We start from the raw sequence: 20,476 nt of genomic DNA, 5'->3' as shown, positions 1-20,476 counted from the left end.
CCGAACTCACTGTCGGATCCGGTAAAGAGGGAGTATCGCCCAGCGATGCAGCAGGCGAGCGAACAGGTCGGGGATCACGAGATCCCCGCCGGTGCCGGCGAGCCGGAGGAGACCGATGCCGGTCCCGCCGCGGCGCGCCGCGTGCTGTCGCGCCTGTGCCTCGCCAGCCGCACGGTGCGGCCGGTGGGCGAGATGCTGCGTTTCGTGGCGGCGCCGGACGGGCTGGTGGTGCCCGACCTCGCCGCCAAGCTTCCCGGACGCGGCGCCTGGGTCGGGGCCACCCGCTCCGAGCTGACGCTGGCGCTGAAGAAAAGGGCCTTCGGCCGCGCGTTCCGCGGCAAGGGCCGGGTCGATCCGGGTCTTATCGACCTGGTCGATGCCTTGCTTGAGAAGGACGTGTTCAGTGCCCTCAGCTTCGCCAACAAGGCGGGGCAGTTGGTGACCGGCACGACCAAGGTGGGGGAAGCCCTGGTGGGTGGCGCCGCCATCCTCGTTCACGCCAGTGACGCGGCGCGCGACGGGGCAGCCAAGCTCGACGCACTCGCCCGGCGCGTCGGCGAGGCGGAGGGTAAGGAAATAGCCTTCGTTAACTCTTTGTCAGGCGTGCAATTGGACTTGGCGTTGGGGCGGGCAAATGTGGTACATGCTGCGCTGCTCGCCCATCCGACGAGCGCAGGGTTTCTTGCGCGCGTGAGAAGGCTCGAGAGCTGGCGCGCTGGATAAGCGAAGCTAGCGCACAGATGTGAGGCATCCCGCAAGGGGCGTGGATGCTCAGGAACGGATACCGAATGACCGATACGAAGAACCCCGGCGAGAAGACGATGGGCGTGGGCCAGGGCAAGACCCTGACGCTCAAGAGGCCTGTCGAGCAGGGCGTCGTTCGCCAGAGCTTCAGCCATGGGCGCTCCAAGTCGGTGGTGGTCGAGAAGGTGAAGCGGCGCGTGATCGGTCCGGGCGAAAAGCCCGAAGCACCGTCCGCGCCTTCCGCTCCGGCCGCCGCCGCCTCTGCCGCTCCTGCCGCGCCGGCACAGCAGGCGCCGCGTCCGGCACCGGCAGCCCCCCAGGTTCAGGCCGCGCGCCCGGCGCCGACGCCGCAGGGCACCCGTCCTGCCGCGACGCCGCAGCAGCCGCAGCGCCCGCCGGCGCAGGGTCGCACCCAGCCGAATCCCGGCGCCAATTATTCCGGGCCGCGTCCCGGCCCCGTCGGCACCCGTCCCGGCGGCGTCGTGCTGCGCTCGCTGACCGAGGAAGAGGCCCGGGCCCGCACCGCCGCTCTTCAGGACGCGCGCGTACGTGAGGTCGAAGAGCGCAAGCGCGCCGAGGAAGAAGCCCGCCGGCGCGCCGAGCGCGAAGCCCGCGAGAAGGTCGAGCGCGAAGCCGCCGAGGCCCGCAAGCGCGAGGAAGAAGCGCGCCGCGCCTTCGAAGAAGAGGCCAAGCGCAAGTCGGAGCAGGAGGCGCGCAAGCGCTTCGGCGAGGAGAACGCGCCGCAGTCGGCCCCGGCCGCCGCGCCTTCGGCGCCCCGCGCCGCCTCACCGGCTGCCGCGACGCCGTCGGCCCCGGCCGCCGCTCCCGGCGCCCCGCGCGTCGCGACGCCCCGCAATGCCGCCATGGAGTCCGAGGACGAGGAGCGCCGTCCGGTGCGCCGCGGTCCCGGCGGCGCACCCGCGCGTCCCGCTCCGCCGCCGCAGAAGCCGACCCGGCCCGCCGGTGGCGAGAAGAGCCGCGGCCGCCTCACCCTGGTAACGGCACAGTCCGGTGACGAAGAGCGCCAGCGTTCGGTCGCGGCGTTCCGCCGCCGCACCCAGCGCATGAGCGGCCACCGCCATGTGGAGACCAAGGAAAAGATCGCCCGCGAGGTCACGGTCCCGGAGACGATTTCCATCCAGGAACTCGCCAACCGCATGGCCGAGCGTGCCGTCGACGTCATCCGCCTGCTGATGAAGCAGGGCCAGATGGTGAAGATCACCGACGTGATCGACGCCGACACCGCCCAGCTGATCGCCGAGGAACTCGGTCACAGCGTGCGGCGCGTCGCCGAATCCGACGTCGAGGAAGGCCTGTTCGACACGCCGGATGCGCCTGAGAACCTGCTGCCGCGCCCGCCGGTCGTCACCATCATGGGCCATGTCGACCACGGCAAGACCTCGCTTCTCGACGCCCTGCGCTCGGCCAATGTCGTCTCCGGCGAAGCCGGCGGCATCACCCAGCACATCGGCGCCTATCAGGTGACCTCGCCGCTCGGCGGCAAGATCACCTTCATCGACACGCCCGGCCACGCGGCGTTCACCGCCATGCGCGCCCGCGGCGCCAAGGTGACGGACATTGTGGTGCTGGTGGTGGCGGCCGATGACGGCGTCATGCCGCAGACGGTCGAGGCGATCAATCACGCCCGCGCCGCCAAGGTGCCGCTGATCGTGGCGATCAACAAGATCGACAAGCCGGACGCCAAGCCCGAGCGCGTGCGCTCCGAGTTGCTCCAGTACGAGGTGCAGGTCGAAAGCCTGGGCGGCGACACGCTCGAGGTGGAGGTGTCGGCCAAGGCCCACACCAATCTCGACAAGCTGCTGGAGCTGATCAGCCTGCAGGCGGAAGTACTCGACCTCAAGGCGAACCCCGACCGCGAGGCCGAGGGCACCGTCATCGAGGCCAAGCTCGACCGCGGCCGCGGCCCGGTGGCCACCGTGCTGGTGCAGCGCGGGACCCTGCATGTCGGCGACATCGTCGTCGCCGGTGCCGAGATGGGCCGCGTGCGGGCGCTGATTTCCGACAAGGGCACCCAGCTCGCTTCGGCCGAGCCGTCCATGCCGGTCGAAGTGCTCGGCTTCAACGGCACGCCGGAGGCGGGAGACCGCCTCGCCGTGGTCGAAAGCGAGGCCCGCGCCCGCGAGATCACCGACTACCGCAAGAACCAGAAGCGCGAGAAGGCGGCGGCGCGTTCCGCCACCGTCCGCGGCTCTCTGGAACAGATGATGAGCCAGGCGAAGACGGCGGGCCGCAAGGAATTCCCGCTGATCATCAAGGGCGACGTGTCCGGTTCGGTGGAAGCGATCATCACCTCGCTGGAGAAGCTCGGCACCGATGAGGTGCAGGCCCGCATCATCCACTCCGGCGCCGGCGGCGTGAACGAAAGCGACGTCACGCTGGCGGAGACCGCCGGCGCGGTGATCATCGCCTTCAACGTGCGCGCCAACAAGGAAGCCCGCGAGGCGGCCGAGCGTGCCGGCATCGAAATCCGCCAGTACAACATCATCTACGACCTTGTGGATGACGTGAAGGCGGCGATGGGTGGCCTGCTCGCCCCGATCAATCGCGAGACCATGCTCGGCAACGCGCTCATTAAGGAGATCTTCGCGGTCTCCAAGGTGGGCAAGGTCGCCGGCTGCCTGGTCACCGATGGCATCGTCGAGCGCGGCCAGCACGTCCGCCTCATCCGCGACAACGTCGTCATCCACGAGGGCAAGCTCGCCACGCTCAACCGCTACAAGGATGCGGTCAACGTGGTGCAGTCCGGCCAGGAGTGCGGCATGTCCTTCGAGAACTACCAGGACATGCGCGCCGGTGACGTCATCGAATGCTACCGCGTCGAGGTGGTCCAGCGTACGCTGTGATCATCGCGCCGCCTGACGGCCGGACGGTTCTCCGCCCGGCCGCCTGAGACTTACCGCGGGAGCCGGACGGTCCGAATCCGTCGGCTCCGGTCGAAGCCGTCCCGCCTGCCGGCCAAGCCGGTGCGGGCGTTGAGGATTGTTGAACGTCATGAAGACCAAAGCGAGCTCGGGCACCGGCCCGAGCCAGCGCCAGCTGCGCGTCGGCGAGTTGGTGCGACACGCCCTGTCCGACGTCCTGTCGCGGGGCGACATCCCCGATCCGGCGCTCGCCAAGGTGCTGATCACGGTGCCGGAAGTGCGGATGAGCCCGGATCTGAAGATCGCCACCTGCTTCGTCATGCCGCTCGGCGGCAAGGACACCAAGGCGGCCATCGACGCGCTGGCGACCAACGCCAAGCCGTTGCGCGGCGAGATCGCCCGCCGGCTGGAACTCAAATTCGTCCCGGAGCTGCGCTTCCGCATCGATACTTCCTTCGAGGAAGGGGCGCGCATCGACGCGCTGCTGCGTTCGCCTGACGTGGCGCGCGATCTCGACCATGACGACAACAACGAGAACGACAAGGACGATCAGGCATGACCGCCCCCATGATCACCGGCCCCATGATCGAGGCCGCCGCCCTTGCGGTCGACACCATCGACGATACCATTGCCGCGCCGCCGGCCGACACGCCCCCGGCCGATGCCACCTCGACAGACGCCCGCCCGCGCGGGCCGAAGGGCGACCGCCGCGAACGTTCCGCCCGCCGTCCGAAGAAGGACGTCGACGGCTGGGTCCTGCTCGACAAGCCGATCGGCATGACCTCCACCCAGGCGGTCGGCGCGGTGAAATGGCTGTTCCAGGCCAAGAAGGCCGGCCATGCCGGCACGCTCGACCCGCTGGCCTCCGGCTGCCTGCCGATCGCGCTGGGCGAGGCCACCAAGACCGTGCCCTTCGTCATGGACAGCCGCAAGGTCTACCGCTTCACCGTGCGTTGGGGCATCGAGACCGATACCGACGACAGCGAGGGCCAGCCGGTCGCGCAGTCGGAGGTGCGGCCGGCCCGCGACGCCATCCTCGCGCTCCTGCCGGGGTTCCGCGGCGAGATCGAGCAGGTACCGCCGGCGTTCTCGGCGCTGAAGATCAATGGCGAGCGCGCCTATGATCTGGCGCGCGACGGCATCGCCGTCGAGCTCGCCGCCCGCACCGTCATCATCCACCGGCTCGACCTCGTCGACATGCCGGATGCCGACCACGCGGTATTCGAGGCCGAATGCGGCAAGGGCACCTATGTGCGCTCGCTCGCCCGCGATTTCGGCCGCCAGCTTGGCACCCACGGCCATATTGTCGCGCTCCGCCGCAGCGTGGTCGGCACCTTCGCCGAGGAGGAGCTGGTCCCGCTCGACACGCTGCGCGCCATGCACGAGGCGAACGGTGAGACCCCGCCCTTCGCAGCGCTGCGCCCGGTGGAGATCGGTCTCGACAGCCTGCCCTCGCTGCGGGTGAGCCCGGCGGACGCGGCGCGGCTGGCGCGCGGCCAGTCGATCATCCTGCGCGGACGTGACGCGCCGATCATCGAAGGCCCAGTCGCCATCACCGCCGGCGGCCGGCTGGTGGCGCTGGGCGATGCCGAAGGGGCGGAGATCTTCCCCCGGCGCATCTTCCACTCGGCCCCGGCGGCCTGAGCATAGGACGGCCGGCCTTGCGCCGGCCCCTCCCAAAGCGTGCCGCCACACGAGTTCCACGGCTGGCCGGGCGCAAAGATGCGACTGGCGTTGCAGGCGTTTTCGTGTATGGTGCGCCCGCGTTGCGGACCGAGAGGTCCGCGCGAGCTCTTCGCTCTTCGACCGCGCTGGACGACATCCCGGCCCGGCCGATCCGCGAAGCCGGCGCGCCCGCCAAGGCAGATTCTGCGGCGGCCGCCATCTTCTCTATCGAAAACCAGAAAGGATACCCGATGTCGATCACGCCAGAGCGCAAGCAGGCGCTCATCACCGAATATGCCACCAAGCCGGGTGATACCGGTTCGGCGGAAGTGCAGGTTGCGATCCTCACCGAGCGCATCACCAACCTGACCGGCCACTTCAAGAGCCACGCGAAGGACAACCATTCCCGTCGCGGCCTTCTCAAGATGGTGTCCGCGCGCCGTGGTCTCCTCGACTATCTCAAGAAGACCGAGGAAACCCGCTACAAGTCCCTGATCCAGCGGCTTGGCATCCGCCGCTGATCGTTTGACGAGGCTCGCACCGCCCGGTGCGGGCCTCGTCCGCTATCGAGACCACGCGTTGCGGATCTAGCCGCGGCGCCGGCGCCCTTCCCGATCAGGACACCCCGATCGACCGCAAGGTGCTCCAAACCAAGGAACCGGAGCCTGAGGAGCAGGCTCCGGAACACGCAAGAGCGGCGGGCATGGGGCTCGCCGCGTCCGACAGAAGCGGCGGCCATGGCAGGATCGCCGGAGGCTGAGAGCAGAGCCGGTTCCACGAAAGTCGCCCGACTTTTGCGATAGGGATCGGATCCTGCTGGGAATTCAGCCTCCCGCCGTCTTGCCCATGGCCCCTCTTCGGAAAGCCAGAGACAGACATGTTCGATATTCACCGCGAGGAACTCGACTGGGGCGGGCGCACGCTCACCCTCGAGACCGGCAAGATGGCGCGTCAGGCCGACGGCGCCGTGCTCGCGAAATACGGCGACACCACCGTGCTCGCCACCGTGGTCTCCGCCAAGTCGCCCAAGCCGGGCCAGGACTTCTTCCCGCTCACCGTCAACTACCAGGAAAAGGCCTATGCAGCCGGCCGCATTCCCGGTGGCTATTTCAAGCGCGAAGGCCGTCCGTCCGAGAAGGAGACGCTGGTCTCCCGCCTGATCGACCGCCCGATCCGCCCGCTCTTCGCCGATGGCTACAAGAACGACACCCAGGTCGTCATCACCGTGCTGTCGCACGATCTCGAGAACGATCCGGACATCGTGTCGCTGGTCGCCGCCTCGGCGGCGCTGACCCTCTCCGGCGTGCCGTTCATGGGCCCGATCGGCGGCGCCCGTGTCGGCTTCATCGACAATGAATACGTGCTGAACCCCTCGGTCGACGAGCTGAAGGATTCGGCACTCGACCTCGTGGTCGCCGGCACCGCCGACGCCGTGCTGATGGTGGAATCCGAAGCCAAGGAGCTGTCCGAAGAGGTCATGCTCGGCTCGGTGATGTTCGGTCACCGCCACTTCCAGCCGGTGATCGAGGCGATCATCCGCCTCGCCGAGAAGGCCGCCAAGGAGCCGCGCGACTTCGCCGCTCCCGATCATTCGGCGCTCGAGGCCGAGCTGCGCGGCCTGATCGAGGCCGAACTGCGCGACGCCTACAAGATCGCCCGCAAGCAGGATCGCTATGACGCGGTCGGCGCCGCCAAGGCCAAGGCCAAGGCGCACTACGCCGCCCTCGCCGCCGAAGGCAAGGAGATCCCCGACGCCCAGACCCTCGGCGAGGTTCTGAAGGAGCTCGAGGCGAAGATCGTCCGCTGGACCATCCTCGACGAAGGCGTGCGCATCGACGGCCGCGACACCAAGACCGTCCGCCCGATCGTCGCGGAAGCCGGCATCCTGCCGCGCACCCACGGCTCGGCGCTGTTCACCCGCGGCGAGACGCAGGCGCTGGTCGTCGCCACGCTGGGTACCGGCGAGGACGAGCAGTACATCGACAGCCTGGAAGGCACCTACAAGGAGCGCTTCCTGCTGCACTACAACTTCCCGCCCTTCTCGGTCGGCGAGACCGGCCGCATGGGTTCGCCCGGCCGCCGCGAAATCGGCCACGGCAAGCTCGCCTGGCGCGCCATCCGCCCGATCCTGCCGCCGCAGCACGAATTCCCCTACACGCTGCGCGCGGTGTCGGAGATCCTCGAATCCAACGGCTCGTCCTCGATGGCGACCGTCTGCGGCACCTCGCTGGCGCTGATGGATGCCGGCGTGCCGCTGCGCCGTCCGGTGGCCGGCATCGCCATGGGCCTCATCCTCGAGGGTGAGAAGTTCGCCGTGCTCACCGACATCCTCGGCGACGAGGATCACCTTGGCGACATGGACTTCAAGGTGGCCGGCACCGACAAGGGCGTCACCGCCCTGCAGATGGACATCAAGATCGCCGGCATCACCGAAGAGATCATGAAGGTCGCCCTCGGCCAGGCCAAGGACGGTCGTCTGCACATCCTCGGCGAGATGGGCAAGGCGCTGTCCGGCGCCCGCGCCGAGCTCGGCGAGCATGCCCCGCGCATCGAGGTGATCCAGATCCCGGTCGACAAGATCCGCGAAGTGATCGGGTCGGGCGGCAAGGTGATCCGCGAGATCGTCGAGAAGACCGGCGCCAAGATCAACATCGAGGACGACGGCACCGTGAAGGTGGCCTCGGCGTCCGGCGAGTCGATCAAGGCGGCGCTGAACTGGATCAAGTCGATCGCCTCCGAGCCGGAGATCGGTCAGATCTATGAAGGCACCGTGGTGAAGGTGGTCGATTTCGGCGCCTTCGTGAACTTCTTCGGCGCCAAGGACGGCCTGGTGCACGTCTCGCAGCTCGCCAAGGAGCGGGTGTCCAAGCCCTCCGACGTCGTCAAGGAAGGCGACAAGGTGAAGGTGAAGCTGCTCGGCTTCGACGAGCGCGGCAAGACCCGCCTGTCGATGAAGGTCGTCGACCAGGCGACCGGCGACGACCTCGAGGCCAAGGCCAAGGCCGAAGGCGAGGATCACGCTGCCGAGTGATCGGCCGCGACCTCACGGTCGATGATTGATCGAACGGGGCGCCTTCGGGCGCCCCGTTTTCGTTTCGGCGCTCCCGCCCGCCTCACATGCGCTGGTGGACGAGCTTGTGGGCGATGGCGACACCTTCGATGCGGCGCAAGCCGGGCAGCTCATTGCCCGCGCGCCCATCACGCCGAAATCGTCGCCGCTGCAGTTCAAGGGCAGCTGGACCGGCAGCAGTGAGAGCGGCACTGCTGCCGGGGTGGGTCAGAGCTACATCGGGGACGAGGAGCAGAAATCCATCGGCTTCGGCACCGATCGGCGCTGGCGCGTCGGTGGCTACAAGATCGAGCACGAGCCGGGGACCATGGAAATCGAGCTGATGTAGGCTGACACGCTGGAGGACGCCACCGGCTCGGCCTGTTGACCTATGACCGGATCACGCAACGCCCGCTCGCCCTCTCTCTCGCCCGCGAGCTGTCGATCTCCTTCTGGCCGTTCCGCCTCACCTATGGGCGCGCCTTCGATCACTGGAAGCGTACGGCCTGACACCCGGGCGTGTCGCCGGCGTCGCGGGCGGACGCTTCAGCCGAAGGCCGCCAGCGCCGCCGCGATCCGCTCGCGCGAAAACCCCGCCTTGAGCGCAAGCACCAGCAGCAGCCGCGCCTTCAGCGCCGGCAGCAGCCCGGCGGGAATAGCGCCGCGGGCGATCAGGTCGATTTCCGAGCCCGGATAGCCATAGCTGCGCTCGAATACCGGGCCACCGAGCGTCCGGCTGGCCAGCACCACCGGCATCTGCGCCGCCAGCTCGCCGACCGCCTCCGCCATCACGCCGGGGACATGGCCGGCGCCGGCACCCTCGATGACCGCACCGGCATAGCCGAGGCCGGCCAGCGCCGGCAGCAGCCGCCCGTCATCGCCCATGCCGATCTTGACCAGCGCCACCGGCGGCAATTCGCCGGCTCCCGGCAGCAGCACCGGCACGGCGGGCGGCGCGACCCGGCTGAAAAACCGCGCCCGCCCCTCGGCCACCAGCCCGAGCGGGCCGCCATTCGCCGAGACGAAGGCCGAGGTGAGCGCCGTGTGCGCCTTGCGCACATAACGCGCGGCATGGATCTCGTCGTTCAGCACCACCAGCGTGCCCATCCCGCGCGCCTCGGCGCTGACGGCGACGAGGGCGCCGGCGAGCAGGTTCGCCGGGCCGTCGGCGCCGGGTTGCTGCGGCCCGCGCATGGCGCCGATCACCACCACCGGCCGCTCGTCGCCGACCAGCAGGTCGAGCGCGAAGGCGGTTTCCTCGATGGTGTCGGTGCCCTGGATCACCAATGCCGCGTCGAAGCCCTCCGCGAAGGCGGCGCGGATCTCGGCGGCGACGGCGGCGATATTCGCGAGGGTCAGCGAGGAGCTGCCGAGCCGGAACGGCGAACGCGCCTCGATGTCGGCCACCTCGCCCAGCCCCGGCACCGCCGCCACCAGATCGGCGGCGCCCAGCGTCGGGGCGATGCCGCCGCCGGCCGTGGCGGTCATGGTGATGGTGCCGCCCAGCGACAAAGCGAGCAGGCGGGGGGGCTTCGCCGGGTGAGCAGCGGGAGTGGTGGTAGCGGGAGTGGTGGCAGCGGACATGGACGCTCCAAAGCCTTCAATGTCCGGCTTTTATACCGGCCAGCCCCCGCCCTGTCGCTTGCGGCTTTCTCGCCATCGGGGATAGCACCTCCCCATGCGCATTCACCGGCGATTGCGGGCGCCGTTTTCCGCCACATGAACCACGTCCCCCGGCGAGATCCGCGCGCGGCCGCTTTCCGATGTGGCGAGGCCCTGAAATGATCCTCACACCACCGGCGGATGCACCGCGCGGCTGTCGTCCGGCGCCTCGTCACGCTGCTCCAGGCCATAGTCGCGCAGGATGCTCGCCACCCGCAGCCGGTAGTCGCGGAACACGCCGCCACGCCCGTCCTTGCCCCGCCCGCCCTTGCCGCGCCCCTCACCCTGCGCGACCCGGTGCGAGGGCAGGCAGCGCCAGGCGCGCACCGCCTCTTCGTCGCGCCAGATCGACAGCGAGAGCAGCTTTCCCGGCTCGGTGAGGCTCTCGAAGCGCTCCACCGAGATAAAGCCGTCGCGCCCCTGGAGATCGGCCTTCAACGCGGCGGCAAGGTCGAGATAATGCTGGCGCTGGCCCTCCGCCGGCCAGACCTCGAAGATGACGGCAATCATCGATGCGCTCCCCTCATATCTGCCAGCCGATCACTCTGCCGCGACGGCGAACGGCTCCGGCAACGGGCTGGGCCCGCCGGTCGCCCAGTCAAGCAGCTCGACCGTATGCACGGCGGGAATGGCGGTGCCGCCGCCGATCTGGGTCAGGCAACCGATATTACCGGCGGCGATCACCTGCGGCCGGGTGGCCTCGATATTCGCCACCTTGCGGTCGCGCAGCCGACCGGCGATCTCCGGCTGGAGAATGTTGTAGGTGCCGGCCGAGCCGCAGCACAGATGCCCTTCGGCCGGCTCCAGCACGGTGAAGCCGGCCCGCTGAAGCAGTTCCTTCGGCGCCGTCTTCACCTTCTGCCCATGTTGAAGCGAGCAGGCGGAATGATAGGCGACGCGCATCCCGGCCGCGATCACCGGAGCGGGAAGCTCGCGCGCCGCCAGGAACTCGCTGACATCCTTGGCCAGCGCCGAGACCTTGGCCGCCTTCTCGGCATAGGCCGGCTCGAGGCGCAGCATGTGGCCGTAATCCTTGATCGTGGTGCCGCAGCCGGAGGTGGTGACGAGAATGGCGTCGAGCCCCTCGCCCTCGATCTCCCGCCACCAGGCGTCGACATTGGCGCGGGCATTGGCGAGCGCCGGCTCCTCCTTGCCCATGTGATGGGTGAGCGAGCCGCAGCAGCCGCCGCCGACCGGGCGCACCACTTCCACCCCCATGCGGGTGAGCAGGCGGATCGCCGCCTCGTCGATCTCCGGCCGCAGCACCGGCTGGGCGCAGCCGTCGAGCAGCGCGACGCGGGCGCGGCGGGCGCCGAGCGCCGGGAACTTGCGGACAGTCTCGCTGGCCGAGCGGGTCGCCGGCCGGGCCGGGGCCAGCTTCAGCATGGCGGCCACCGGGGCGAGGCCCGGCACCTGGCCGATCATCCCGGCGAAGGGCCGCGCCAGCATGGCGCCGGCCAGCGACAGGCGGAACAGCGAGCGGCTCGGCAGCACCTTGGCCAGTACCGCGCGCAGCGTGCGGTCGAGCAAGGGGCGCTTGTAAGTCTTCTCGATGTGGTCGCGGGCATGGTCGACGAGGTGCATGTAATGCACCCCGGACGGGCAGGTGGTCATGCAGGACAGGCAGGAGAGGCAGCGGTCGATATGCTTGGCGACCTCAGCGGTCGCCGGCCGGTCGTTCTCCAGCATGTCCTTGATGAGGTAGATGCGCCCGCGCGGTGAATCGAGCTCGTCGCCGAGCAGGGCGTAGGTCGGGCAGGTGGCGGTGCAGAAGCCGCAATGCACGCAGGCGCGGAGGATCTGCTCCGACCGCGCGACCTGCGGATCCGCCAGCTGGGCGAGGGAGAAATGGGTCTGCATGGCGCCTCACACTCCCGCATACATGCGGCCGGGGCTGAGCACCCGGCTGGGATCGAAACCGTCCTTCATCCGCTTCACCAGCGCCCCGGTCACGGCGTCGAGCGGCTGGAACACCTCGAGCGCGGCGCGAGCGGCGACGGCGGCACGGATCAGCGTGGCGTGTCCGCCCGCGACAGTGACCGCGTCGCGCACCAGCCCGGGGCGCGGATCGGCGTCCGGCATCTCGATCCAGATCAGCCCGCCGGCCCAGTCGTAGAAGCAGGTGCCGCCCGCCGCCTCGACCGCAGCGCCGATGGCGGCCGCCTGCATCGGCGCGGTCGAGACCCGCCACACCGCGCGCGATAGGTCCTCGCCGAACGGCTCGACATCGCGCAGCGCCGCCCACAGCGTGCTCGACGCCTCCGCCTCCAGATGGCCGAGCGCGCCGAAGCCGCCGAGCAGGCCTTCGAGCTTCTCGCGGCGATGGCGGATCGATGGCGGCACGCCTTCCAGCCGCAGCGCCGTGACCGAGGTTCCGGCGAGCGCCAACGCGGGAATCCGCCCGGCAAGGACGAAAGGCACATGGGCGGCGCCGGAGACGTCGTAATAAGAACCGACCGCCGCGCTCATCGCCTTGGCGGCGGTGGCGTCGTCGAGGCCGTAGATCAGCAGCGTCTCCAGTGTCTCCGGGCGCGGCAGCACCTTGATGGTCAGCTCGGTGAAGGCGGCGAGCGTGCCATAGGAGCCGGCGAGGCCGCGCGGCAGGTCGTAGCCGGTGACGTTCTTCACCACCCGGCCACCGGCCTTGAACGCCTCGCCGCGGCCGGACACCGCGCGCAGGCCGAGCGCGTGGTCGCGGGCGGCGCCGGCGCTGGGGCGGCGCGGGCCGGCGAGATTGGTCGCCATCAGCCCGCCCAGCGTGCCGCCGCCCCTGGGGCGGCCGAGCAGCGGGCCGAAATCCATCGGCTCGAAGGCCATCATCTGGTTCGAGGCCGCCAGCAGCGCCTCGATCTCGGCCACCGGCGTGCCGGCGCGGGCGCTCAGCACCAGCTCGGCGGGCTCGTAGAGCGTCACCCCGCTCAGTGCCGAGAGGTCGAGCGTGGCATCGGTCTGGATGTGACGGCCGAGGCCCTGCTTGGTGCCGGTGCCGGCGACATCGAGCGTGCGGCTTTCGGACACCGCCCAGCGGACGATCGCGGCGGCTTCGGCTTCGTCGCGCGGGCGGAGGCGGTCGGTGGAGGGTGCGCTCATATGCGGTTCACTCGCAGGCGGTCTTCAAGAGGAAAGGGCGGCGAGGCGCGCCGCATGCCGGTTGTGCTCGGCGATCACCGCCGGCAGGTCGATGGTGATGATCGCGCCGCGCTCCACCACCGGCTTGCCGTGCACCACGGTCCAGCCGGCGCGGTGCGGGCCGGTGAACAGGCAGGCGGCGACCGGATCGGAGAGCCCGCCGGCAAAGGCGAGGTCGTCGAGGCGGAAGGCGGTGAAGTCGGCGCATTTGCCGGGCTCGAGCGCGCCGATATCGTCGCGGCCCAGCACCGAGGCGCCGCCCAGCGTCGCCAGTTCCAGCGCCTCGCGCGCGGTCATCCATTCCGGATCGCGCGAGGGATCGGAGGTGGAGAGCGCGGTGTCCGGCCCCTCGGGCGGACGCAGCGAAATCTGGAGGCGCGCCAGCAGCATCGCCTGCCGCGCCTCGCCGAGCATGTGGTTGCCGTCGTTGGAGGCCGAGCCGTCGACGCCAAGCCCCACCTTCACGCCGGCACGGCGATAGGCCTTGACCGGGGCGATGCCGGAAGCGAGCCGCATATTCGAGGACGGGCAATGGCACACGCCGACTCCTGAACCGGCAAAGCAGCCGATCTCATGGTCTTTGACGTGCACCGCATGGGCGAACCAGACGTCATCGCCGAGCCAGCCGAGCTCCTCCATATAGGCCACCGGCCGCTTGCCGAAGCGCTCCAGCGTGTAGCGCTCCTCGTCGATGGTCTCGGCGAGATGGGTGTGCAGCCGCACCTTGTGCCGGCGGGCGATGGTCGCGCTCTCGCGCATCAGCTCCGCCGAGACCGAGAAGGGCGAGCAGGGCGCCAGCGCGATCTGCAGCATCGAGCCGGGAGCGGCATCGTGATAGGCGCCGATCACCCGCTCGCTGTCGGCGAGGATATCGTCCTCAAGCTCGACGCAGCTGTCCGGCGGCAGGCCGCCACGGCTTTCGCCCAGCGACATCGAGCCGCGCGAGACCATGAAGCGCATGCCGATCTCGCGGGCGGCGGCGATCTGGTCATCGACCCTGCAGCCATTGCGGAACACATAAGCGTGGTCGAAGGCGGTGGTGCAGCCGGACAGCGCCAGTTCGGCGAGGCCGACCAGCGTCGCGGTGCGGCTCGCCTCCGGCGTGCGGGCGCCCCAGATGCGGTAATGCGCCTTCAGCCAGCGGAACAAATTGGTGTTCTGCGCCGCCGGCAGATTACGGGTCAGCGTCTGGTCGAGATGGTGATGGCAGTTCACCAGCCCCGGCAGCACCACGTGGCCGGAAAGGTCGATCACCCGGTCGGCACTGGCCGGCAGCGTCTCGCTTAGCCCCACCGCTTCGATCATGCCGTCGCGCGCGAAAATCCCGCCGCCGGCAATCTCCCGGCGCGCACCGTCCATGGTGACGAGGATGTCGGCGTTTTTCGCGAGCAGCGTCGCCATGTCTCCTGACCTCGCTCAGAACCGCGGAATGTCCGGGAACGGCAGCTGCCCGCCGCTGATATGCATGCGCCCAAGCTCGGCGCAGCGGTGCAGCTGCGGGAACATCTTGCCGGGGTTGAGCAGCGATTCCGGATCGAAGGCGCATTTCAGCCGCTGCTGATGCGCCAGATCGACCTCATTGAACATTGAGGGCATCAGGTCGCGCTTCTCGACGCCGACCCCGTGTTCGCCAGTGAGCACGCCGCCCACCTCGACGCAGAGCAGCAGGATGTCTCGGCCGAACGCCTCGGCGCGCTCCAGCTCGCCCGGCTTGTTGGCATCGTAGAGGATCAGCGGATGCAGGTTGCCGTCGCCGGCATGGAACACGTTGGCGCAGGCGAGGCCGTATTTCTCCGACATCTCGGTCATGCCGGACAGCACGCGCGGCAGCGCCTTGCGCGGAATGGTGCCGTCCATGCAGTAATAATCCGGCGAGATACGCCCCACCGCCGGGAACGCCGCCTTGCGCCCGGCCCAGAACGCCATGCGCTCCTCCTCGCTGGTGGAGGCGCGCAGCGTCATGCAGCCGAGCCCGGAGGCGATCTCCGACACCCGTCCGATCAGGTGGTTCACCTCGGCTTCCGGCCCGTCGAGTTCGACGATCAGCAGCGCCTCGACATCGAGCGGATAGCCGACCTTGACGAAGGCCTCGGCCGCCTCGATGGCGAGCTTGTCCATCATCTCCATGCCGCCGGGAATGATGCCGGCGGCGATGATGGAGGCCACGCATTCGCCCGCCGCCTCGGAGGAAGGAAAGCCGACCAGCACCGCCCGCGCCGTCTCCGGCTTCTTGAGGATGCGCACGGTGACTTCCGTCACTACCCCCAGCAGCCCTTCCGAGCCGACGATCAGGCCAAGGAGGTCGAGCCCGCCGGAATCGAGATGCTGGCCGCCGAGCCGGATCACCTCGCCGGTGATCAGCACCATCTCGACGCCCATGACGTTGTTGGTGGTGAGGCCGTATTTCAGGCAGTGCACGCCGCCGGAATTCTCCGCGACATTGCCGCCGATGGTGCAGGCGATCTGCGAGGAGGGGTCGGGCGCGTAATAGAAGCCCTCATGCACCACCGCATTGGTGATGCCGAGATTGGTCACGCCCGGCTGGGCGGTGACGGTACGGTTGTCGAAGTCGATGTCGAGGATGCGGTTGAACTTGCCCATGCCGAGCAGGATCGCGTCCTCCAGCGGCAACGCGCCGCCGGACAGCGAGGTGCCCGCCCCACGCGGCACCACCCGGATGCCATGGGCGTGGCAATAGGCCAGCACCTTCGATACCTGCGCCGTGGTCGAGGGCAGCACCACGGCGAGGGGGAGCTGGCGATAGGCGGTCAGCCCGTCGCTCTCATAGGGGCGCATCTCGATCTCGGTGTCGATCACCCCTTCGCCCGGCACGATGGCGCGCAGATCGGCGACGATCTCGCCTCGCCGCGCCAGCACCTCACGCTTGGGTTCCGGCATCACCAGCGCGTGCGGGACCTCGCCCGGCTCGCCCGCGCCCGGCACGGCTCCCTGCGACAGGGCCGCAGACGGAGCCGCAGATATGGCCTCGTGTGACATGGCGCTCCTCCCCTACGGTCATTCGACCCGTTCTAGAGAACCAATGCACCGCCCTTGGTAAAAAATCTAGACCACCGAGGATTATCTGTTGGTCGAGCCCGATCAATTCGCCGCGTCGATACGGTCGCGGCCTTGCGCCCGATCAAGGCGGTGCTCACCTCGAATGGGGATAAGGCTGCATGCCGGATCCATGCCGCGAAGAAGGGAGAAACGTCCAATGACCGCCAGCCCGTCCGCCGATGCCGTGGTGCTAAAGCGCATCCGCCTGAACCTCGCCCGCTCGAAGCAGTTTCCGGACGGCAGTGCCCGGCACGGCTACGAGTTCGTCGCCCCGCTCGACGCCGCCGGCCATATCGATCTCGCCGCCTGGCGCCTCGCCCGCGAGCTGTGCACCGTGCACCGCTTCTGGAGCGGCGAGCCGCCGGAAGACGGCATGCTGGTGCACCGGGCCGGCGGCACCAATGGCGCCACCTGGGTGTTCGACTACGACAAGGGCGCGGCGGAGGATGACGAGGCCGGCTATCGCTTCGGCGACCACGCCTTCGCGCCGGGCGAATATGTCTCGCTGCGCGACGAGGACGGCGAGATGCACACGTTCAGGGTGGTGTCGGTCGAGCTCAATTAGGCGCGCGGATGGCGGCCGGCACGCTTGCCGCAGCAGCAGCCGGCACGGCGGCGGTCTCGGTGGTGGGTGCGGCCGGCTGGGCGGCGGCCGGGAGCGCGGCGGGAGCGCGGGCCGTCGGCGGTGCCGCCGGGCGGGTCCGCCGCGGACGCACCGCCGGACGGTCGATCATGCCGATGACCTGCTCGTGCAGCTGCGCCAGCTTGTCGATGTTGAAGTGGCCGACCTTGGAATCGCCGCCACCCATGTTGATGTTCTGCACCTTCGGGCCGGCGACCGGCTTGCCGGAGCCCGATGCCACGTAATAGTTCACCACCTTGCCGATGTTGGCGGAAGCGGTGGTGGGCGTCACCGGATCGAAGGTCACCACCAGCGGCACCGGGACGCCCTCGCCGCTCACCTTGTTGCCCATATAGACCGCCGCGTCGGCGCCCAGCGAATGGCCGACGATGATCACCGGCGAGGGACGGCGCTTGCCGCGCTTGGCCTCGGCCACCGCAGCCGCCGAAACCGTCTGCCAGTCGGCATAGGAGTGCACGGTCGCCTTGATGCCGCGCGCATTCAGCTTGGTGGCGAGGTCGTCCATGCCGAGCGAGAAGATGTTGGCGAGTCCGCGCAGCAGGTAGACGCGCGGCTTGGCGTCGCTCGACGCTGCGCTTCGGGCATCGGCCGGCGAGGACACTGCAAGAGCGAGGATGAGGACGACGCACAGGCCCCAGATACGCGCAAGCAATGTCATGGTCAGATTCCCAAACCTACCCTGGCAACGTTCATGCATCCGCCACAATCGGCAATGCAATCGAATTTTTAACCGCGACGGCATTGCGCGATGGTTAATGCAAATGCACCACAACTCCGCCCGGCGCGACGCGGTTTCGCACGCCGCCGCGCCGTATCGGCCTTGCCTTGCCGTCCTCACCGTGCAACCGCTGCGCACGGTGTAAAGTTCCGCGACCGCGCCGCCATGCCGCGGCGCGCCAGGGAGGCCCGCCATGCCCGATGTCACCGCATCCGGTGCCGATGCATCCGGCGCTTCCGCCAATGCGGCCGCCGCGCCGCTGCCGCCGGCGCCGCTCGGGCTCACGCCGTTCCGCGATCATCCGCTGCGCGCCGGGGTGCTGGCCGAACTGCACGCGCGCCCCTTCGTGCCGGTCTCGACGCCGGCGCGGCTGCTGCATCTCGCCTTCCTGGTCAATCGCGAGGAGGCTTCCGCCGACCGCGACGCCTTCGCCGCGCTGTGCGCCGCGCGCGGCCAGCCGGTGCCGTCGCGCCAGGCCAAGCAGCACCACGCCGCCTTTGGCGGGGTGAATGTGCGCTGGGAGCGCCATGCCGAATTCACCACCTATAGCTGGGAGCTGCCGGCCGAGGACATCGTCACCGGCGGCCTGCCGTTCCATCCCTCCTCGGCGAGCCTGATGGCGTCGCTGGCGCAGATCCCGCAACCCGGCCTGCTGCTGGTGGCGGTCGACCTGCATCTGACCACCGACACCGCCGATTCGCTGCCCCTCGACCGGCTGTTCGACCGCTCCAGCCTTGCCCGCTCCGATGTCGAGGACGGCTTCGCCGAGATCGCCACCGATTTCCAGCCCGACGTCTCCGGCTTCGTGCGCATCCTGGTGCGCGACCGCGGCATGACGCCCGACGCCGCCGGCGCCCTGATCCAGCGGGTGCTGGAGATCGAGACCTACCGCACCCTCGCCTTGCTCGGGCTGCCGGAGGCGATGCGCATCGCCCCGGGAGTGGCGCGCATCGAGGAGCGGCTGCGCGCCCTCACCACCGAGATGAAGGACAGCCAGGGGCTGGCCGCCAACCACAAGCTGCTTGACGAGCTCACCTCGCTCGCCGCCGAGGTGGAGGCGGATGCCGCCGCCTCGCTGTTCCGCTTCGGCGCCAGCCGCGCCTATGACGAGATCGTCGGCCTGCGGCTGCGCACCATCGGCGAGCGGCCGATCGCCGGCTTCCCAACCTGGCAGCAATTCCTCGCCCGCCGCCTGCTGCCGGCGATGCGCACCTGCCAGAGCACCGAGCAGCGCCAGGCCAATCTGTCGCTGAAGCTCACCAGCGCCGCCAACCTGCTGCGCACCCGCGTCGATGTCGAGCTGGAGCAGCAGAACCGCGACCTGCTCTCCTCGATGAACAAGCGCGCCCGCATGCAGCTGCGCCTGCAGCAGACCGTCGAGGGGCTGTCGGTGGCGGCGATCTCCTATTACGTGATCAGTCTGCTGCATTACGCCCTAGAAGGGCTGCACGCCGCCGCCGAGCACGCCGGCCTGCATTACGACGTCGGCATCGCCACCGCGCTCGCCGTGCCTTTCGTAGTGCTGGCGATCTGGATGGTGGTGCGGCGCATCCGCCGGGGCCATTTCGACGAGATCTAGCGCGCCGCCTCGCGCCCGCGCCCCGGCACCCGGGTGGCCGCCCAGGTGGCCACCAAAGTCGGCCGCGTAAGCCCACTCCGGAAAAGCCGAGGCCCGCCGCAGTCACCCGCGACGGGCCTCGATCCTATTGAAAACCGGATGCAACGAGGGCCGGAGACGGCCCCCGCCTATTGCGAGAAGCCGCCGGTGGAAGGCGCCGGAGCACCGATCCACTGGTTGTTTCCGCTGGCCGACGACGAGGCCGCCGGCGCGGTGCTGGTCTCCGGCGCGCCGCTCATCGGCGCCGAGGCCGCCGGCGCGGGGGTCGCGGGAGCGGCCCGAACCGGAGCGGCAGGGGTGGCCTGCACCGGTGCCGTGGCGGCCGCCGCGGGCGCGCTGGCCGGCGGCGTGGTCCGCGCCGGACGCGGCTGTGCCGGCTCCTGCGCCGGCCGGGACTGCGCCGCCGGACGCGGGCGGGTGGTGCGCCGCGCCTCGGCCGCGCCGGCCTGCGAATCGAAGCCGACATAGACGACGTAACGCTCAAGCGCCTCCGGGGTCGGCAGCGGGAAGGTCACATCGTCGGCGACGAGGCCGAAATCGACCTGCATCACCCCCTGGCCGATCTCCACCGGCACCGTATAGAGCTTGGTCCAGATCGGCTTCGGCGTCGGCCCTTCCTCAACCACGGCGAGACGCAGCGGCACCGTCACCCGGCCGGGACCGCCCTTGGCGCCGAGCAGCACCCGGCCCTGGATGCCGACGCGCATGTTCATGTCCGGACGGGCGAAATGGCACTCGCGCGAGAAGGTGCCGAGATTGGCCTGGTAGCGTATGCCGCCCTCGGCGCCGTCGGTGACCTGCCAGGTGGCCGCGCCGCCGCGCACCTGCACGCCGGGGCAGGTATAGTCGTCGGGATTGACGCCGGTGGTGGAATTGGCCCCGAGGCCGCCGTCACCGGCAACCACGGTCTGGCTGGAGGAGCGGGAGCCGGTAACGGCGGTCACCGGTGCCGGCAGCGCCGGCGCGGCGGGAGCTGCCCGGCCCACCGCGGTCGGCCCGGAAGACGCGCCGGCGGTCGGCGCGACGGTGGTGGTTTCCATGGTCGAGCCGAAGCCGCCCTGGCCATCGGTATTGCCGCCGCCCATCGGTCCTTCATTGCCGCCGCCGCCGAGGCCGCCGGCGCACCCCGCCAGCAACAGGCCGAGTGCCGGAACCATGATCAAGCGGCGTGCCGAACCGGTCATCCCCCCGATGCCGAAAACGCCTTCACGCATAGGCACGTTCCCCATTCCTCGCGGCATGACGCCCATCCCCAACGCGCGAAACGACGCCGTTACGGCGCGGCTTTGCGCTCATCCACGTCATCCGC

At 69.7% G+C, this 20,476-nt stretch carries 18 protein-coding genes; 10 read left to right on the top strand and 8 right to left on the bottom strand.

Annotated elements, in window-relative coordinates; all coding sequences use genetic code 11:
* Positions 1 to 45: 45 nt before the first annotated feature.
* From KHC24_RS23650 to KHC24_RS25480, 8 genes are all read left to right on the top strand, one after another.
* Positions 46 to 723: an RNA-binding protein gene (locus KHC24_RS23650; RefSeq protein WP_213366678.1), complete on the top strand. Its 678-nt coding sequence runs from the start codon at positions 46 to 48 to the stop codon at positions 721 to 723.
* A 65-nt stretch (positions 724 to 788) separates the two neighbouring features.
* Positions 789 to 3,608 carry a translation initiation factor IF-2 gene (gene infB, locus KHC24_RS23645; protein ID WP_213366676.1) on the top strand — a complete coding sequence of 940 codons (2,820 nt, stop codon included), beginning with the start codon at positions 789 to 791 and terminating at the stop codon, positions 3,606 to 3,608.
* A gap of 148 nt (positions 3,609 to 3,756) precedes the next feature.
* Positions 3,757 to 4,185: a 30S ribosome-binding factor RbfA gene (rbfA, locus tag KHC24_RS23640; protein WP_213366674.1), complete on the top strand. Its 429-nt coding sequence runs from the start codon at positions 3,757 to 3,759 to the stop codon at positions 4,183 to 4,185.
* Positions 4,182 to 5,270: a tRNA pseudouridine(55) synthase TruB gene (gene truB, locus KHC24_RS23635; protein WP_246547611.1), complete on the top strand. Its 1,089-nt coding sequence runs from the start codon at positions 4,182 to 4,184 to the stop codon at positions 5,268 to 5,270. The genes rbfA and truB overlap by 4 nt, the downstream gene beginning before the upstream one ends.
* Positions 5,271 to 5,542: 272 nt before the next feature.
* Positions 5,543 to 5,812, top strand: coding sequence for a 30S ribosomal protein S15 (gene rpsO / locus KHC24_RS23630; protein WP_213367096.1), 270 nt, complete (start codon positions 5,543 to 5,545; stop codon positions 5,810 to 5,812).
* Between the two features lie 356 nt (positions 5,813 to 6,168).
* Positions 6,169 to 8,322 (top strand): polyribonucleotide nucleotidyltransferase, encoded by a 2,154-nt coding sequence (gene pnp, locus KHC24_RS23625; protein ID WP_213366672.1) that lies wholly within the window; start codon positions 6,169 to 6,171, stop codon positions 8,320 to 8,322.
* A 25-nt stretch (positions 8,323 to 8,347) separates the two neighbouring features.
* Positions 8,348 to 8,689, top strand: a complete 342-nt coding sequence (locus tag KHC24_RS23620) for a hypothetical protein (protein ID WP_213366670.1) — start codon at positions 8,348 to 8,350, stop codon at positions 8,687 to 8,689.
* Positions 8,690 to 8,724: 35 nt separating this feature from the next.
* A complete protein-coding gene (locus KHC24_RS25480; protein WP_271180535.1) occupies positions 8,725 to 8,850 on the top strand; it encodes a hypothetical protein in 126 nt (41 codons plus the stop codon).
* Between the two features lie 36 nt (positions 8,851 to 8,886).
* Here KHC24_RS25480 and KHC24_RS23615 read toward each other — a convergent pair whose 3' ends face one another.
* From KHC24_RS23615 to KHC24_RS23590, 6 genes are all read right to left on the bottom strand, one after another.
* A complete protein-coding gene (locus KHC24_RS23615; RefSeq protein ID WP_213366668.1) occupies positions 8,887 to 9,924 on the bottom strand; it encodes an asparaginase in 1,038 nt (345 codons plus the stop codon).
* Between the two features lie 204 nt (positions 9,925 to 10,128).
* Positions 10,129 to 10,512 (bottom strand): antibiotic biosynthesis monooxygenase family protein, encoded by a 384-nt coding sequence (locus tag KHC24_RS23610; protein WP_213366666.1) that lies wholly within the window; start codon positions 10,510 to 10,512, stop codon positions 10,129 to 10,131.
* Between the two features lie 30 nt (positions 10,513 to 10,542).
* Positions 10,543 to 11,862 (bottom strand): glycolate oxidase subunit GlcF, encoded by a 1,320-nt coding sequence (gene glcF, locus KHC24_RS23605; protein ID WP_213366664.1) that lies wholly within the window; start codon positions 11,860 to 11,862, stop codon positions 10,543 to 10,545.
* A 6-nt stretch (positions 11,863 to 11,868) separates the two neighbouring features.
* A complete protein-coding gene (locus tag KHC24_RS23600) occupies positions 11,869 to 13,092 on the bottom strand; it encodes an FAD-binding protein (RefSeq protein ID WP_213366663.1) in 1,224 nt (407 codons plus the stop codon).
* 24 nt (positions 13,093 to 13,116) lie between these two features.
* Positions 13,117 to 14,532, bottom strand: coding sequence for an 8-oxoguanine deaminase (locus KHC24_RS23595; RefSeq protein ID WP_213366661.1), 1,416 nt, complete (start codon positions 14,530 to 14,532; stop codon positions 13,117 to 13,119).
* 15 nt (positions 14,533 to 14,547) lie between these two features.
* Complete coding sequence (locus KHC24_RS23590; RefSeq protein WP_213367094.1) at positions 14,548 to 16,029, bottom strand: FAD-linked oxidase C-terminal domain-containing protein; 1,482 nt, start codon at positions 16,027 to 16,029, stop codon at positions 14,548 to 14,550.
* A gap of 316 nt (positions 16,030 to 16,345) precedes the next feature.
* Between KHC24_RS23590 and KHC24_RS23585 the strand changes: the two genes are divergently transcribed.
* Positions 16,346 to 16,753, top strand: coding sequence for a sortase family protein (locus KHC24_RS23585; RefSeq protein WP_213366659.1), 408 nt, complete (start codon positions 16,346 to 16,348; stop codon positions 16,751 to 16,753).
* On the opposite strand, the gene KHC24_RS23580 is transcribed toward KHC24_RS23585, so the two are convergent.
* On the bottom strand, positions 16,746 to 17,489 hold the full coding sequence (locus KHC24_RS23580) for a hypothetical protein (RefSeq protein ID WP_213366657.1): 744 nt from the start codon (positions 17,487 to 17,489) through the stop codon (positions 16,746 to 16,748). The genes KHC24_RS23585 and KHC24_RS23580 overlap by 8 nt on opposite strands.
* 253 nt (positions 17,490 to 17,742) lie before the next feature.
* Here KHC24_RS23580 and KHC24_RS23575 point away from each other — a divergent pair, with 253 nt between their 5' ends.
* Positions 17,743 to 19,128 carry a DUF3422 family protein gene (locus KHC24_RS23575; protein ID WP_213366655.1) on the top strand — a complete coding sequence of 462 codons (1,386 nt, stop codon included), beginning with the start codon at positions 17,743 to 17,745 and terminating at the stop codon, positions 19,126 to 19,128.
* A gap of 167 nt (positions 19,129 to 19,295) precedes the next feature.
* Here KHC24_RS23575 and KHC24_RS23570 read toward each other — a convergent pair whose 3' ends face one another.
* Positions 19,296 to 20,381: a hypothetical protein gene (locus KHC24_RS23570; RefSeq protein ID WP_213366653.1), complete on the bottom strand. Its 1,086-nt coding sequence runs from the start codon at positions 20,379 to 20,381 to the stop codon at positions 19,296 to 19,298.
* Positions 20,382 to 20,476 lie beyond the last annotated feature (95 nt).

The organism is Ancylobacter defluvii (assembly GCF_018390605.1).
Lineage (GTDB): Bacteria > Pseudomonadota > Alphaproteobacteria > Rhizobiales > Xanthobacteraceae > Ancylobacter > Ancylobacter defluvii.
This window is presented reverse-complemented; position numbering and strand designations above follow the sequence as displayed.